The 13,961-nt window shown below is 63.9% G+C and carries 16 protein-coding genes; 8 read left to right on the top strand and 8 right to left on the bottom strand.

Annotated elements, in window-relative coordinates:
- Positions 1–68 precede the first annotated feature (68 nt).
- From BRSPCE3_RS21510 to BRSPCE3_RS21495, 4 genes are all read right to left on the bottom strand, one after another.
- Positions 69–1,103, bottom strand: coding sequence for a transporter substrate-binding domain-containing protein (locus BRSPCE3_RS21510; protein WP_244068097.1), 1,035 nt, complete (start codon positions 1,101–1,103; stop codon positions 69–71).
- A 91-nt stretch (positions 1,104–1,194) separates the two neighbouring features.
- Entirely contained in the window at positions 1,195–1,785 is a 591-nt protein-coding gene (locus BRSPCE3_RS21505) for an SCO family protein (protein WP_244068096.1), read from the bottom strand.
- A gap of 18 nt (positions 1,786–1,803) precedes the next feature.
- On the bottom strand, positions 1,804–2,034 hold the full coding sequence (locus tag BRSPCE3_RS21500; RefSeq protein WP_244068095.1) for a hypothetical protein: 231 nt from the start codon (positions 2,032–2,034) through the stop codon (positions 1,804–1,806).
- A 116-nt stretch (positions 2,035–2,150) separates the two neighbouring features.
- A complete protein-coding gene (locus BRSPCE3_RS21495; RefSeq protein ID WP_244068094.1) occupies positions 2,151–2,630 on the bottom strand; it encodes a hypothetical protein in 480 nt (159 codons plus the stop codon).
- 281 nt (positions 2,631–2,911) lie between these two features.
- Between BRSPCE3_RS21495 and BRSPCE3_RS21490 the strand changes: the two genes are divergently transcribed.
- On the top strand, positions 2,912–4,570 hold the full coding sequence (locus tag BRSPCE3_RS21490; RefSeq protein ID WP_244068093.1) for an FAD-binding dehydrogenase: 1,659 nt from the start codon (positions 2,912–2,914) through the stop codon (positions 4,568–4,570).
- A gap of 82 nt (positions 4,571–4,652) precedes the next feature.
- On the opposite strand, the gene BRSPCE3_RS21485 is transcribed toward BRSPCE3_RS21490, so the two are convergent.
- Complete coding sequence (locus BRSPCE3_RS21485) at positions 4,653–5,015, bottom strand: hypothetical protein (RefSeq protein ID WP_244068092.1); 363 nt, start codon at positions 5,013–5,015, stop codon at positions 4,653–4,655.
- A 485-nt stretch (positions 5,016–5,500) separates the two neighbouring features.
- Here BRSPCE3_RS21485 and BRSPCE3_RS21480 point away from each other — a divergent pair, with 485 nt between their 5' ends.
- Complete coding sequence (locus BRSPCE3_RS21480) at positions 5,501–6,169, top strand: type 1 glutamine amidotransferase domain-containing protein (RefSeq protein WP_244068091.1); 669 nt, start codon at positions 5,501–5,503, stop codon at positions 6,167–6,169.
- 644 nt (positions 6,170–6,813) lie between these two features.
- Here BRSPCE3_RS21480 and BRSPCE3_RS21475 read toward each other — a convergent pair.
- Both BRSPCE3_RS21475 and BRSPCE3_RS21470 read right to left on the bottom strand, forming a co-directional pair.
- Positions 6,814–7,548, bottom strand: a complete 735-nt coding sequence (locus tag BRSPCE3_RS21475; protein WP_244068090.1) for a hypothetical protein — start codon at positions 7,546–7,548, stop codon at positions 6,814–6,816.
- 122 nt (positions 7,549–7,670) lie between these two features.
- Positions 7,671–8,018, bottom strand: coding sequence for a helix-turn-helix domain-containing protein (locus tag BRSPCE3_RS21470; protein WP_244068089.1), 348 nt, complete (start codon positions 8,016–8,018; stop codon positions 7,671–7,673).
- A gap of 105 nt (positions 8,019–8,123) precedes the next feature.
- On the opposite strand from BRSPCE3_RS21470, the gene BRSPCE3_RS21465 reads away from it, so the two are divergent.
- Entirely contained in the window at positions 8,124–9,575 is a 1,452-nt protein-coding gene (locus BRSPCE3_RS21465) for a CDGSH iron-sulfur domain-containing protein (RefSeq protein WP_244068088.1), read from the top strand.
- A 121-nt stretch (positions 9,576–9,696) separates the two neighbouring features.
- Positions 9,697–10,047 (top strand): RidA family protein, encoded by a 351-nt coding sequence (locus BRSPCE3_RS21460; protein WP_244068087.1) that lies wholly within the window; start codon positions 9,697–9,699, stop codon positions 10,045–10,047.
- Positions 10,048–10,115: 68 nt separating this feature from the next.
- On the opposite strand, the gene BRSPCE3_RS21455 is transcribed toward BRSPCE3_RS21460, so the two are convergent.
- Positions 10,116–11,195, bottom strand: coding sequence for an aromatic ring-hydroxylating dioxygenase subunit alpha (locus BRSPCE3_RS21455; protein WP_244068086.1), 1,080 nt, complete (start codon positions 11,193–11,195; stop codon positions 10,116–10,118).
- A gap of 106 nt (positions 11,196–11,301) precedes the next feature.
- On the opposite strand from BRSPCE3_RS21455, the gene BRSPCE3_RS21450 reads away from it, so the two are divergent.
- The 4 genes from BRSPCE3_RS21450 to BRSPCE3_RS21435 all read left to right on the top strand — a co-directional run bounded on the left by BRSPCE3_RS21450 (position 11,302) and on the right by BRSPCE3_RS21435 (position 13,949).
- Positions 11,302–12,210, top strand: a complete 909-nt coding sequence (locus tag BRSPCE3_RS21450) for a LysR family transcriptional regulator (protein ID WP_244068085.1) — start codon at positions 11,302–11,304, stop codon at positions 12,208–12,210.
- A gap of 101 nt (positions 12,211–12,311) precedes the next feature.
- Positions 12,312–13,001, top strand: coding sequence for an RNA polymerase sigma factor (locus tag BRSPCE3_RS21445; protein WP_244068084.1), 690 nt, complete (start codon positions 12,312–12,314; stop codon positions 12,999–13,001).
- Positions 13,002–13,095: 94 nt separating this feature from the next.
- Positions 13,096–13,617, top strand: coding sequence for a DUF4142 domain-containing protein (locus BRSPCE3_RS21440; protein ID WP_244068083.1), 522 nt, complete (start codon positions 13,096–13,098; stop codon positions 13,615–13,617).
- Positions 13,618–13,628: 11 nt separating this feature from the next.
- A complete protein-coding gene (locus BRSPCE3_RS21435; protein ID WP_244068082.1) occupies positions 13,629–13,949 on the top strand; it encodes a cupredoxin domain-containing protein in 321 nt (106 codons plus the stop codon).
- The last annotated feature ends 12 nt before the right edge of the window (positions 13,950–13,961 follow it).

The following is a 13,961-nucleotide window of genomic DNA, read 5'->3' as shown; positions in this document are numbered from 1 at the left end:
ACCCGGAATTCAAGCTGCGCTTGAATTCCGACCTCTCCCCGCAAGCGGGCGAGGCGAAGACCACAGCATCAAAACGGGCTGATCGAGAAATAGCGCAGCCACAGATCGGTGAAGCGGCCTTTCTCCCAGATCCGGAACAGCGCCCAGTTCAGCGACTGCCGCAGCAGGTCGTTGCCCTTGCGCACGGCGATGCCGACGCCCTCGCCGAAATAGCGGCTTTCGACGAAGGGGCCGCCGGAGAACGCGCAGCATTCGGCGGAATCGGTGCCGTTGATCCAGAACGCCAGCGAGATCGCATCGCCAAAGATGAAATCGACCTCGCCGCGGCGCAGTGCGGCGCGCAGCGCATCGTTATCCGGATAGGAATGGATCTCGGCGTCGGTGAACATCGCCTTGAGGTAGGCCTCGTGCGAGGTGCCGGCGATCACGCCGACCTTCTTGCCCTCGAGATATTCGGGACGGATTTCCGGCATCGCATTGTCGCGGCGCGACACGAAGCGCGCCGGCGCGCGATAATAGGGGTCGGTGAAATCGACCTTGGCGCGCAGCTGCGGCGTCACCGCCATCGAGGCGATGATGGCATCGCCCCGGTTGGTGGCGAGCGCATCGATCAGGGTCTCGAAGCGGCGCATCTGGATGGTGCAGGTGACCTTGATCTCGTCGCAGAGCGCGCGCGCCAGGTCGACATTGAAGCCGGCCGGATTGCCGTCCGGGCCGGTGAAGTTGAACGGCGGATAGTCGGTCTCGGTCAGGAAACGGATCACGGTGAGGCGCGACAGGTCCGGCCGGTCCGGCCGCCGCCGCGGGTCCCAGAAGCCCGGCACCGCCTGCGGCGCGGCCTCGGCGGCCTTGGGCGGCTGGTTCGGAGCCGACGGGGCGACAGCTGCCGGCGGCGCCGCTGCCGGGGGTGTTGCGGGCACCGCTTGTGCGGGGACAGGCTTGGTCGGCGCGGGCTTGGCCGCCGGTGTCTGCGGCGCCGGTGCCGCGGGTGTCTGCGCGCGCGCAAGTCCCGCCATCGCCAACAGGGCGGCCACCATCATGCCAGCGGCCAGGCGAAGCTGGCGCGGGCGGACGGCAAACGACTGGGCGGACGGATCTGGCATAACCGGCAATATCAGGGAATTGAACGGCTTATAGACCATTCGGCGCCCGAATCGAGCGCCGAATGGGTTAATTCTGAATCGGAAATGGCGGCTAGAGATACCGTTTAAGATCGACTGCAGCCTCTTCCGGCGTCCGTTTCAGATTGAACGGCGCGACGAAATGGCCGTCGCGGTCCATCAGATAGATCAGCGCGGTGTGGTCCATCGTGTAGTCGCCATCCTTCAGCGGCACCTTCTTGGCGTAGACACGGTAGCTCGACAGCACCTTGGCGATCGCGGCCGGATCGCCGGTCAGGCCCTTGAGGTGCGGATCGAAGCTCGACAGATAGTCCTTCATCGCCGTGGCGGTGTCGCGTTCCGGGTCGACCGAGACGAAATAGGCATTCACCCGATCGGCATCCTTGCCCATCGCCTTCAACACCTCGGAAATCTCGAACAACGAGGTCGGGCAGATGTCCGGGCAATGGGTGAAGCCGAAGAAAATCAGGGTCGGCTTGCCCTGCAGGTTCTTGTCGGTGACGGTCTGGCCGGCCTGGTCGGTGAGCTGGAACGGCCCGCCGATCGCGGCCGGCGCGGCGACGGTACGCAGGCCACCGATCGCCCACAGCATGAGAAACAGGCCGACCGCCAGACTGCCCGCGAAGGCAGCAAAGATCACCAATGGGCGCGTGGTCCGGGGCATGATGCGAGGGCGTCCTTGTCAGAAGCAGGCGGCGATGCCGGCCGAGATCATTTCGAAAAACACCGCGGTCCCGTAGTGGAACCAGAGCGCGGCGGCGGCAAGCAGGGCCAGCCCGCCGATACCGGCAGCGCCCCACAGGATCGCAGACGCCACCCGGCCCTGCGGAGCCGTGACAAGCTCGGATCGGGTGGAGATCGGCTGAACCATCACGTTGAGATAGGCCCGGTTCCGGCCAGCAGCAAGCGCCATGGCGGTCGCAGGCCGTCAAATGATGGCGAGGCGCTTCTTGATTGCCATCAGGCCATGCTCCAGCTTGCGCCGGCCATGACGGCCCACAATGGAGATCGAGAGCTTCGTGTGCGGGCTCAGTGGGTGGGCTCGGTGGCCGGTTTGGGCGCCGACGCCTGGGCGTTGAGGTAGCACGGCTTGTACAGCGCCTGCAGTTGCTTGCCGCGCAGGAAGATCATGCGCCGGGTCAGGCCACCGCGCTCCATGATCCATTTGCGCACCGCCGGCGGGTACATCAGGTACAGCATATGGGTGGCTTCGGGATTGGGCACCGGGCGGCCGTTGTCGCCGTAATCCCAGGCGGCATGGAAGCCGAGACTGGCGTGTGAGGTCACACAGATCCGGTCATGCGGGACCTTGCCGAGCACGATGGTGCAGGCCGAGGCGCACAGCCCGTCGATGATCACCGTCTCACCCGATGTGCGCAGGTCCTGATATCGGTCGACATAGACGCCGATCTTGCCGCCGCGATCGTCGGCGATCCTGACCACTGCTTGAGACGCCCCCATTCCCGCCAGCAGGAGAACCGCAGCGAGCAACCCCGTCATCAACTTCATTTTTGGCCAGCCCCAGTCGAAACCGAATCTGTTTGGTCTGTGATGCAAGACAATCGTGAGCGTGTTGCGGCCGCGCATTTTTGTCCAGACGAGCGAAGCCGGTCAAAACAAATTCAAATTGGGTGTTGCGCCCACGCTGCAGTGACGCGTGGAAAAGGTCCCAAACTGGAACAGCTTGCCGCAACCATTTGGTGCCTCGCCGCCACAGGCAAGGTCCATTTGCCGTTGACCACACGCAACGACGCGGTTTTGAATCCGACCCGGGACAGGGGGAATTAAACATGGCTGACGATGCAGACGTGATCGTGATTGGCGCCGGGCTCGCCGGCCTGGTCGCCGCAACCGAGATCGCCGACGCCGGCAAGCGCGTCATCGTGCTCGACCAGGAAGGGGAACAGAGCATCGGCGGTCAGGCGTTCTGGTCGTTCGGCGGATTGTTCCTGGTCGATTCGCCGGAACAGCGCCGGCTCGGCATCAAGGATTCGGCCGACCTCGCGATGCAGGACTGGATGGGCACCGCGGGTTTCGATCGTGAGGAGGATCACTGGCCGCGCCAATGGGCCGAAGCCTACGTCGCGTTCGCGGCCGGCGAGAAGCGCGACTGGCTGCGCGCGATGGGCCACCGTATCTTCCCGGTGGTCGGCTGGGCCGAGCGTGGCGGCTACGACGCCATGGGCCACGGCAATTCGGTGCCGCGCTTCCATGTGACCTGGGGCACCGGCCCCGGCATCGTCGAGCCGTTCGAGCGCCGCGCGCGCGAGGCCGCCAAGAGCGGTCGGCTGGTGTTCAAGTTCCGCCATCGCGTCGATGCGCTCAACGTCACCAACGGCGCCGTTGATGGCGTAAGCGGCGCGATCCTGGAACCGAGTTCGGTCGAGCGTGGCAAAAGCTCCTCGCGCAATGTTGTCGGCGATTTCGCGCTGCGCGCGCCGGCGGTGATCGTCGCCTCGGGCGGCATCGGCGGCAATCATGATCTGGTGCGGCAGAACTGGCCGAAGCGGCTCGGCGAGCCGCCGACGTTCATGATCTCCGGCGTACCCGAACATGTCGACGGCCGCATGATCGGGATCACCGAGCAGGCAGGCGGCCGGCTGATCAACCGCGACCGGATGTGGCACTATGTCGAGGGCATCCAGAACTGGAACCCGATCTGGCCGCGCCACGGCATCCGGATTCTGCCGGGGCCATCGTCGATGTGGTTCGACGCGTCAGGCAAACGGCTGCCGGCGCCGCTGTTCCCGGGCTCCGACACGCTCGGGCAACTGCACTACATCATGAGCACCGGCTACGATTATTCGTGGTTCATCCTGACCCAGAGCATCATCAAGAAGGAATTTGCGCTCTCCGGCTCGGAGCAGAACCCCGACCTCACCGGAAAAAGCTGGCGCATGACGGTCAAGCGCGCCACCAACAAGGGCGCGCCGGCGCCGGTCGAAGCCTTCAAACAGCACGGCGCCGACTTCATCGTGCGCGACAATCTCACCGAGCTCGTCGCCGCGATGAACAAGCTCGCCGGCAACGACCTGTTGAGCCTCGACGCGATCAAGACCCAGATCGAGGCGCGCGACCGCGAGATCACCAATCCCTACGTCAAGGATGCGCAGGTGATGAACCTGCACAATGCGCGGCGCTATATCGGCGACAGGCTGATCCGCACCGCGAAGCCGCATCGCATCCTCGATCCCGCGCACGGCCCGCTGATCGCGGTGAAGCTCAACATCCTGACCCGCAAGACGCTCGGCGGCTTCGAGACTGACCTCGATTCACGCGTGTTCGGCAGGGATCACCAGATCATCCGCGGGCTCTACGCGGCCGGTGAAGCCGCCGGCTTCGGCGGCGGCGGCGTGCACGGCTATCGCTCGCTGGAGGGCACGTTCCTCGGCGGCTGCCTGTTCTCGGGCCGCAACGCGGGGCGTGCGGCAGCGAAAGCCGTCAGCTAGCGCGCTGTTCCGAGATGCAGCAGGCCCGCCGGCTCGAACCGGCGGGCCTTTGTTGTTCCGCTTCTTCAGGCTGCGAATTTCGTCAGGCGATCTTGGTGAACAGCGTCAGGATGCCGTTGCTGAGATTGACCGCGACAACCTGTGCCGAGTTCAGTCCCTTCGCCTTCAGCGCGGATGTCGCTTCCTGGGACGCGTCGATGGAACCCCGCAGGTTCTTCAGATCTTCCTCGCTTGCCTTTGCGATGACAGCCTCGACCCTTGACCGGACTTCGGGTTTCAGTTCCTTGACGTCGACGACCTGTATGGTCCGGATGGCGGTGGATTCCTCGGATTGAGCCTGCGGCGGCGCCTTCGGTTGTGTTCCCTGCGTTTGCGCCCAGGCAGGAGTTCCAAGCGAGAGTGCAGCGGCAGCAATGATGGATGCCGTCGAGATGCGGATGCGCATGAACATTCCTTGTGTTGATTGCCCCCAACATGCCGCGACAACGAGCTTTGCTCGCTGATGGTTCCGGCCGGAAATCCGCTCTCCAGACCGGTTCCGTACGAAAGTCATGGGACCGTCGCAGGGACGCCGTCAAAAATATCGAAAACAACCCCATGCACAGTAGTAGCCGGCGGCGGCCGCGCTCGACCAAATGACTTGACACGTCGGGCAACTCAGGAAGATACTTCTATTATTCCGAATAGGCGCAATATCCCGTCACTGCTTGCTCTCATCGTGCTCCAGGCGCGTACCCATAAACTCGAAATGTCCGCTTTCGATGGTGAAGCGGGCACGCGACCCCGACCCCAGGAAAGTCGCCTTGTGCCCCATCGCGGCATCGGGTCGCAGATACCTTGGTTCGATTGCGTGGTCGGAGACATGCTATCGTCGGGTGTGGTTTTGACGACGCAAGGGCGTAGCGAGATCGGAAGGCCGAGGAGAAATACGTGACCCAACATGTCCTGTTCATCGTCACCAACGCAGCCGTGATCGGGCCGCGCAGCCGCAAGACCGGATTCTTCTTCGCCGAGGTCGCGCATCCTTTCGATGTACTGGACAAGGCGGGAATTGCGATCGAGTTCGCGTCACCTGCCGGTGGATGGACACCTTACGACGCGTATGATGAGAAAGACCCTGCCCAGAGAGAATTTTTCGAGAGCAAGGGCTTTCGCCGGCTGAATCACAGCCGCAAGCTGTCGGAAGTGGATGCCGCGGACTACGATGCGATCCTGGTGCCCGGCGGCCTCGGGCCGATGGTCGACATCCAACGCAACGCAGACGTCCAAAGGGCGATCGTGCGGGCCTGGACGACGGGCAAGATCGTGTCGGCCGTCTGTCACGGTCCGTGCTCGCTCCTCGGGGTCAACCTCGGTGACGGAACGCCATTCGTGCGCGGCAAGAAGCTCACGTCGTTCTCCAAGAAGGAAGAGCACGACTACGCCCGCGAGGACGTGCCCTACGAACTCGAAGACGCGCTCAGGGCAGAGGGGGCCGAATACTCGTCTGCAGCCAACTGGCAACCTTACGTCGTCGTTGATGGCCGCCTCATCACCGGCCAGAATCCCGCCTCGGCGGGCCCTCTGGCAAAAGAGTTGCTCGCGGCGCTCAAAGCATAGGCGTCGGCGGTCAGTAACGCGGCGTCACGTGACGTGAGTGACGCGGCCGCAGGGGTGCTCGTGGCCCTGACACATCTCGGGGCTGTGTCTGAGCCAACGCAGAGTAGGCTCCGTAGCTGGGCCTGCTATTTGAATAAATCGAGAAGTTTGGATCCTGAGCCGATGCCGCGGCCGGCTCGGAGACTTGCGCAACCACGGGTGTCAACTGAACTGCGGAAAGAACAAGCACTGCACCCAATACCGTGAGTCTGGTCATCGACGCTCTCCTGTCGCCGGTCCTCAAAGCGAAGAGCCGACTGTTTGCTGCCGCGGACATTGTACAGTGAAGCGGCCGCTTCCCGCCGAACTCCGAGAGCGGGTTTAGCCTTTCTTGCGAGGATTGAGGGACACATATTCGGCATTTGAGGCCGTCAGGGGCACGAGGCACGTGCGGCACATGCGCTGCAAGACAACCGCTACTGGACCGGGGGCGATCCACCTTTGCATGGTGTTGGTGGAAGACAGCAGAGCCGGTCGATGTCGCCTTCCGACCCACGGCAGACGTTCGCGTCATTAGTCTGGCATGCAGCGCAGCATGTCGCGATAGGCCAAAGCGGAAATTAAGAATGAGGATAGGCGCCAGCTTTTAGGTCGATCAGGTGTTCTTAATCGCTGCAGTGACTTTTCCGCACGAGGTCGTCCACATAGGTCTTGCACTCATAGAGCGGGGCGCCCGTTTCCGCCCGGACAAGGGCAATTGCCGCGATCGGGTTGCGGTCTTGCACCAGTCTGCTCACGCGCTCGAGCACATCGTCTGGCAACGTGATCTGAGAACTTGGATCAGCTGAACGCGTCTTCGTCCAGATCACTGGAGCGGCTTTGTCGGTCCACTTGATCATGTCCCCACAACGTTCGGCATAACCGCACGCGACGAGCGCGGCAATCTCGTGCTCGAATTCAATCGTCGGCTTGAACGGTTCAGAACCTGAACAAAGCTGCGTCCCATCGGGGCCATAGTCGCATGCGGTTTCGAAATATGCCTCAAGCAGGCGCCCGAATAGCGCGTCTGGAAGCTCACCACGGGCGAGCACACCCGCCCGGGTTTCACGAGCTGGTAAGAACTTATACAGAGCAAACGCTTCCTCGCCCGGACGCCGCTTTGCATCGACGTATTGCTGCCAGGTCATGCCTTGATAGCCACTCCCGGTCGCTACCAAGGTCAAAGCGACGCCGAGCTCCCAAAGCACGTAGCACCCATCCTCGAACGGATTCTGTGCGCAGTGCCAATAATAGCCTGGCGTGTCGCCTGGTTCGAGCGTCATCGAAAAGCGCCGCGCGAGGCCGACGGCGAGCTCCGCGGCCAATCGAAGGCGTGCTGATGGTTGATCGACCCCCGTCATTTCGCCATCTATCCCAATGCTGTACGCCCCTGGGGGGCGACCTCACAGGCGGCTTCGCCGCGAAGCCTACTCTCTGAAACTTAGGATTTGGTAGACGACCACAACGTGCGGCGTGAGAATTCCTAGTCCGCCTCCGCACTGAGAAACCGGACGCCGAACGTGTCGGCATTGGCCTCGCCCCAGTCGTAGAGCGCCTGCAGCATCGGCTTCAGCATCTCGCCGCGCTTGGTCAGGCAGTAGCGCGAGGCGCCGCCGCCGCGCTCCTGTTTGACGAAGCCTGAATTGCACAGATCGCGCAGCCGCTCGGTCAGCACCTTGTCGCTGAGCTGCGGGATGTCGTGGCGCAGCTCGCCATAGCGCATCGGCCGGACTTTCAGGCGGCTGAGGATCACGGTCTTCCATTTGCCGCTGAGCTGATCGATCGAGAACTCGACCGGGCAACCATATTTGCGCTTGGTCTTGCGGATCATTGCAACGCTCCCGCGGCACTTTCCATCTGGTTCGTTGAGAGCCGCCATCGATCCATCTAAGCACGCTTTGCACGGGTTGGGCGAGTTCAGGGATCATTGCAAGGCATGACAGACGACAGTTCCGCCCAAGGTCCGAGCCCCCAGCAACAGCCGCGCAAGCGCATCATCGTCAGACGCAACGGCCCCTACGAACCGGAGCCCGGCATTCCGATCGTCGATCATCTCGGCGTGCCTGTTGCAGCCGAGGCGCCGGTGCGGCTCTGCCGCTGCGGGCAGTCGCGGACCAAACCGTTCTGCGACGATAGCCACATCGCGCGCGGCTTCACCGGCGCCAGGGATCCGCGGCGCGTGCCCGACAAGCTCGATGTCTATGCCGGGCAGCAAGCCTACATCTTCGACAACCGCGGCAGCTGCGCGCATTCCGGCTTCTGCACCGACCGGCTCAACGCGGTGTTTCATCTCGGCGAGGAGCCGTTCGTCGCGCCGAGCGGCGCCCGCCTCGACGATCTCATCAATGCGGTGCGCAGATGTCCATCGGGGGCGCTCGGCATCGGCATTGGTCCCGCACGCGACGCCAACCTGTCGGACATCAGCCGGCCGCCGCAGATCGAGGTGTCGAAGGACGGTCCCTATCGCATCAGCGGTCATATCGAGCTGGTCGATGAGGATGGCACGCCGATCGCGCAGAACGCGGGTGCGTCGCCGGAACATGCCAGCCTGTGCCGCTGCGGTTCGTCGCTGAACAAGCCGTTCTGCAGCGGCATGCACTGGAACGTCGGGTTTCACGACCCTGTCCCCGATCCGATGCGGGAGCCGACGCTGTTCGAATGGGCCGGCGGCTATCCGGCGCTGCTCGACATGACGCGCATCTTCTACAGCCGCTACGTGCCGGAGGACCCGCTGCTCGGCCCGCTGTTCGCCGAGATGTCGCCGGACCATCCCGAACGGGTGGCGGCCTGGCTCAGCGAAGTGTTCGGCGGCCCCAGATTCTACACCGAGCGCTATGGCGGCTATCGGCGGATGGTGTCGCAGCACATCGGCAAGGAAATCAGGCCGGAGCAGCGCGCGCTGTGGGCCACCTACATGGTGCAGAGCGCCGACGATGCCGGGCTGCCGTCCGATCCGGAATTCCGCGCCGCCTTCGTCGCCTATATCGAATGGGGCTCGCGGATCGCGGTGGAGAATTCCGGCGCCGATGCGAAGCCGCCGCCGAACATGCCGGTGCCGCGCTGGTGGTGGGTCTGCAACGCAACGCCCGCCGCACGGCCATCGGCAACCACGGGCGATCCGCAGGCCGCGCACGACGTCAGCTTCGCGCTGCCCGGGCCCGACGAGGCCGTGCAGTTCGAGCAGCACATCCGGCCGCTGTTCCGGCCGATGGACCGCAACTCGATGCTGTTCGCGTTCGATCTCTGGAAGGAAACGGATGTTGCCAGGCACGGTCAGCAGATCCTGGCCCGCCTGGAGGCCGGCACCATGCCCTGCGACGGCGCCTGGCCTGCCGAGCGGATCGCGCTGTTCGCGAAGTGGGCGAACGGGCAGAATCCGGAGGCCTGATTGCGCCGAGGCGATCTCGGAGCAATTTCGAGCGATTTCGGTGAACGGTGCTGCAAATTGTGCAGTAGCGGTGGCCACATTGGCGCGGTAGACAGTGCCCGCCATTCAAGTGGAGACCCAAATGAGCATTCAGCGTTTCGAAACCGGCCCGCGCATGAGCCAGGTCGTCGTGCACGGCAACACCGTCTATCTCGCCGGCGTCGTTGCCGGCAAGGCCGCGGGCGGCAGCGTCACCGAGCAGACCAAGGACATCCTGTCGATCATCGACGGCCACCTCGCCAAGGCCGGCACCGACAAGTCGAAGCTTCTCAGCGCGACCATCTACATCACCGACATGAAGACCTTCCCGGAGATGAACGCGGCGTGGGACGCCTGGGTCTCGGAGGGTAACACCCCGGCCCGCGCCACCGTCGAGGCCAAGCTCGCGGCGCCGCAGTACAATGTCGAGATCATGGTTGTCGCCGCCAAGTAAGCGGGGCGACTGGCTACCTCAAATTTACCTGAATGGCGCGGCGGCCCAGGCCACCGCGCCATTCGTGTTTATGCGGCGCGTGCCGTGCCCTTCTCCGCCTCGAGCCGACGCGCGAACAGCCAGCGGAAATAGGTCAGCGGCGCATCGGCGCCGATCGCGAGCAGCTGATAGTCCGGATCGACATCGAGCACCTTCTGCTGGGCCTCGATGAAGTCCTTGTCCTCGTTGAAGGCTTCCTCGAGCGAATGTCGCAGCGACAGCGCGATGTTCGGATTGTCGGTGTCGAAATCGTGCAAATAGTTCCAGAAGAAGTGCGTGGACGAGCGCGTCTCCGGCGTCATGAACTGCGCGTTGCGATATGACCGCGTGCCGGGAACCTGAACGCCTTTCTCGACGCCCTGCCCGGCCGGCGCAAACGTGGTGTCGAGCGTGAAGATGCCCGGCACGATCATGCGGCCGATGTTGCGGCGATCGACCTTGTCCTCGCGGTTGGAGATCACCTTCTTGTGGTAGGGCGGCGCATCGGCGCCCATGTGCCAGCGCTCGACCCGGAAGCCGTCATCCAGCTTCTCGATCGCCACCGGCTTGGTCTTGTAGGCGTATTCCTCGGAACCGCCGAGCGTGTTGGTGTGCACGAAAGCGAGATGGGCGAAATCGCTGAGATTGTCGACGATCAACAGCCAATTGGCCTTGTAGTGCATGTAGCCGGGCAGGCCGCGCCATTTGGGATCCTCGAGCGGCGGATAGTCGAGGATCAGCTTCGGATCGGCCTTTTCAGGATCGCCGGTCCAGATGAAGACCATGTTGTAGCGCTCGACCACCGGATAGCTGCGCACGCCGAGCTTGGCCGGGATCGCGTCCTGGCCGGGGATCTGGATGCACTTGCCATCGGCCGCGAACTTCATGCCGTGATACATGCACCTGATATCGTCGCCCTCGATGCGGCCCATCGAGAGCGGCGCGGCGCGATGGCAGCAGCGGTCGTCGAGCGCGACCACCTTTCCGCTGGCGCCGCGATAGATCACGATCGGCCGCTCCAGAATGGTGCGCGCCAGCTTCTTGCCGTCGATCAGCTCGTGGTTCAGCGCCGCCACGTACCAGGCGTTGCGCAGAAAAATTCCGTCGTCGTCGGCCAAGCCCACTGCCATGTCACCCTCCCGATGCAAGATTGCTTGCAACGAGGTTAGGTGATCCCGGCGATCGGGATAATCCGATTTGGCTGGACACACTGTACCGCTGGATGGACAATCGGCCATGGAGTGGCGCGACTGGGAGCTGTTTTGCGAGGTTGTCGAGCATGGCGGCTTCACCGCGGCCGCGCGCGTGCTCGGCCATCCCAAATCGAGCCTCAGTGCTGCGGTGCAGCGCCTCGAAGCCAATCTCGGGCTGCGGCTGATCGAGCGGACCACGCGGCACCTGCGGCTGACCGATTCCGGCGAGACCATTTATCGCAAGGTCCGCCCGCTGTTCACAGCACTGCACGACACCCGCAGCGAGGCGCTGGCGATGTCGAGCGCCGTCGCGGGCACCTTGCGGATCAAGGCACCTTACGAATTCGGCGCGCACCACGCGGGACCGGTCGCCTGCGCGGTGATGGGCCGCTATCCGGAGCTTGCGATCCGGATCGATGTCGAGCACGACATCGTCAATCCGATCGCCGAGAATTACGACATCGTGTTCGCGATGCTGGAGGCGCCGCTGCCGTCAGCCGGCATCGTGATCCGCCGCGTCTTCACCCTCGAGCGCGGCCTGTTCGCGGCGCCGGCGCTGCTGGAGAGGTTCGGCGAGCCGCGCACGCTGGATGAATTGCGAAAGCTGCCGCTATTGACCGGTCCCAGCGATCCGCCATGGGCGATCACCGCGCCCGGCGGCGCGGTCGAGCATCTCGCGGTGGATCGCGCGCGGCTCACCAGCTCGAATGCGCATGTCCGCTTGCAGGCGGCGCTCGCCGGCCATGGCGTGCTGCGGGTCACCGCGAGCTACACCCGCGCCGCGGTCGCAGCCGGCCAGTTGAAACGGCTGTTGCCGGACCATGCCTGCGAGCCGCTCAACGTGCATGCGCTGCTGCCGGCGCGGCAATATGTCCCGGCGAAAGTCCGCTGCTTCCTCGATGCGATGGAAGCGCATGCGCGCGGCGATCCCGAGGCCTACATCAAGCCGTAGCCCCTGACCGGGTCTTTGGCCGACCCCCATTTTCTCGGGAACCTGTCCGGCCGGTCGGCATCCAATGGTAATATACCGCCAACAGTGAGGGCGAGCCCGCCATGCGCCAGGCCCATGTAACATCCCCGCCGCCGATCCGCTCAGGCGATGCAGCGCTCGTGCAACGGGCGCTCGCCCGCGACGAGGCCGCGATCCGCGCCATCATGCAGGCCAATAATCGCCGGCTGTTCCGGCTGACGCGCGGCATCCTGCGCAACGACAGCGAGGCCGAGGATGCGGTTCAGGATGCCTATGTGCGCGCCTTCACCCATCTGGACCAGTTCCGCGGCGACTCCAGCCTCTCGACCTGGCTGTCGCGGATCGCGATGAACGAGGCGCTCGGCCGCCTGCGCTGCAAACACGCAAGCGTGGAGTGGTCCGAGCTACCGAACCGCGCCGCAGACGCCCAAATCATCCAGTTCCCGCTGTCGTCAGCGGCCGATCCGGAAAAATCCATGGCCCAGCGCGAAATCCAGCAATTCGTCGAGCACGCAATCGATGAGCTGCCCGAGGCATTCCGCCTCGTCTTCATCACCCGTGTGATCGAGGGCATGAATGTCGAGGAGACCGCCGACATCCTCGGCCTCAAGCCGGAAACCGTGAAGACCCGCCTGCACCGCGCCCGGACCATGCTGCGCGACAATGTCGAGCGGAAGATCGGCCCCATCGTGATGGAGGCCTTTCCGTTCGCGGGCCGGCGTTGCGAGCGATTGACCGAGGCGGTCCTGAAACGGCTCGGCATCACAGCATAGATTTCCGGGAACCTCTCGCTATCAGCACCATCCAACTCCTGTGCAAGCAACGACGTGCCGTGCGCTACGCCCGGCTCAACAGGAGTGTCAAACCATGTTCGTTCGATTGAGCATCGCGGTCGCCGCGCTCAGCGTTCTCACCGGCGCGGCGCTGGCCCAGGGCGCAAAGCTGACCGATCCGCAGATCGCACACATCGCCTACACGGCAGGTGTGATCGACATCAACGCCGCCAAGCAGGCGGAGACCAAAGCTTCCAACAAGGACGTCAAGGCGTTCGCCAAGGACATGGCGCGCGACCATGAGGCGGTGAACAAGCAGGCGCTCGACCTCGTCAAGAAGCTCAAGGTGACGCCGGAGGACAACGACACCAGCAAGGCGCTGTCCAAACAGGCGGCCGACAAGCTCGCCGAGCTCGGCAAGCTGAAGGGTGCCGCCTACGACAAGGCCTATATCGACAACGAGGTCGCCTACCACAAGACCGTCAACACCGCGCTGGAAACGCAGCTGATCCCCTCGGCCAGCAATCCCGAGCTGAAGAGCCTGTTGCAGACCGGCCTGAAGATCTTCCAGGGCCACCAGCAGCATGCCGAACATGTTGCGGCCGGCATGAAGTAGGGAGCCGCGTGATGCTGCCCGGACGCTATCTCGCAACGCTGGCCTTGCTCGCGCTCGGCGCGCTGGCTGTCCCGGCGCATGCCGCCACCCTCCGGATCGTGATGGAGAATATGGCGATCTCGCCGGCCGAGGCTTCCGCCAAGGTCGGCGACACCATCGAATGGGTCAACAAGGACGTGTTGGCGCACACCGCCACCGCGAAGAACGGCGACTTCGACGTGACGATCGCGCCGAAGCAGACGATCAGGTCGGTTCTGATCAAAGCCGGCACTGTCGACTATTATTGCCGCTATCACCCCAACATGAAGGCGGTGCTGACCATCGCGCCATAACGTGCGCGATGA

Origin of the sequence: Bradyrhizobium sp. Ce-3, from assembly GCF_022835695.1 — a bacterium.
GTDB lineage: Bacteria > Pseudomonadota > Alphaproteobacteria > Rhizobiales > Xanthobacteraceae > Bradyrhizobium.
This window is presented reverse-complemented; position numbering and strand designations above follow the sequence as displayed.

Coding starts and splice junctions, on each gene's coding strand:
- BRSPCE3_RS21510 (WP_244068097.1), bottom strand. CDS start 1,103: ATGCCAGATCCGTCCGCCCAGTCGTTTGCCGTCCGCCCGCGCCAGCTT.
- BRSPCE3_RS21475 (WP_244068090.1), bottom strand. CDS start 7,548: ATGACGGGGGTCGATCAACCATCAGCACGCCTTCGATTGGCCGCGGAG.
- BRSPCE3_RS21465 (WP_244068088.1), top strand. CDS start 8,124: ATGACAGACGACAGTTCCGCCCAAGGTCCGAGCCCCCAGCAACAGCCG.
- BRSPCE3_RS21490 (WP_244068093.1), top strand. CDS start 2,912: ATGGCTGACGATGCAGACGTGATCGTGATTGGCGCCGGGCTCGCCGGC.
- BRSPCE3_RS21445 (WP_244068084.1), top strand. CDS start 12,312: ATGCGCCAGGCCCATGTAACATCCCCGCCGCCGATCCGCTCAGGCGAT.
- BRSPCE3_RS21440 (WP_244068083.1), top strand. CDS start 13,096: ATGTTCGTTCGATTGAGCATCGCGGTCGCCGCGCTCAGCGTTCTCACC.
- BRSPCE3_RS21435 (WP_244068082.1), top strand. CDS start 13,629: ATGCTGCCCGGACGCTATCTCGCAACGCTGGCCTTGCTCGCGCTCGGC.
- BRSPCE3_RS21460 (WP_244068087.1), top strand. CDS start 9,697: ATGAGCATTCAGCGTTTCGAAACCGGCCCGCGCATGAGCCAGGTCGTC.
- BRSPCE3_RS21505 (WP_244068096.1), bottom strand. CDS start 1,785: ATGCCCCGGACCACGCGCCCATTGGTGATCTTTGCTGCCTTCGCGGGC.
- BRSPCE3_RS21485 (WP_244068092.1), bottom strand. CDS start 5,015: ATGCGCATCCGCATCTCGACGGCATCCATCATTGCTGCCGCTGCACTC.
- BRSPCE3_RS21495 (WP_244068094.1), bottom strand. CDS start 2,630: ATGAAGTTGATGACGGGGTTGCTCGCTGCGGTTCTCCTGCTGGCGGGA.
- BRSPCE3_RS21455 (WP_244068086.1), bottom strand. CDS start 11,195: ATGGCAGTGGGCTTGGCCGACGACGACGGAATTTTTCTGCGCAACGCC.
- BRSPCE3_RS21500 (WP_244068095.1), bottom strand. CDS start 2,034: ATGGCGCTTGCTGCTGGCCGGAACCGGGCCTATCTCAACGTGATGGTT.
- BRSPCE3_RS21470 (WP_244068089.1), bottom strand. CDS start 8,018: ATGATCCGCAAGACCAAGCGCAAATATGGTTGCCCGGTCGAGTTCTCG.
- BRSPCE3_RS21450 (WP_244068085.1), top strand. CDS start 11,302: ATGGAGTGGCGCGACTGGGAGCTGTTTTGCGAGGTTGTCGAGCATGGC.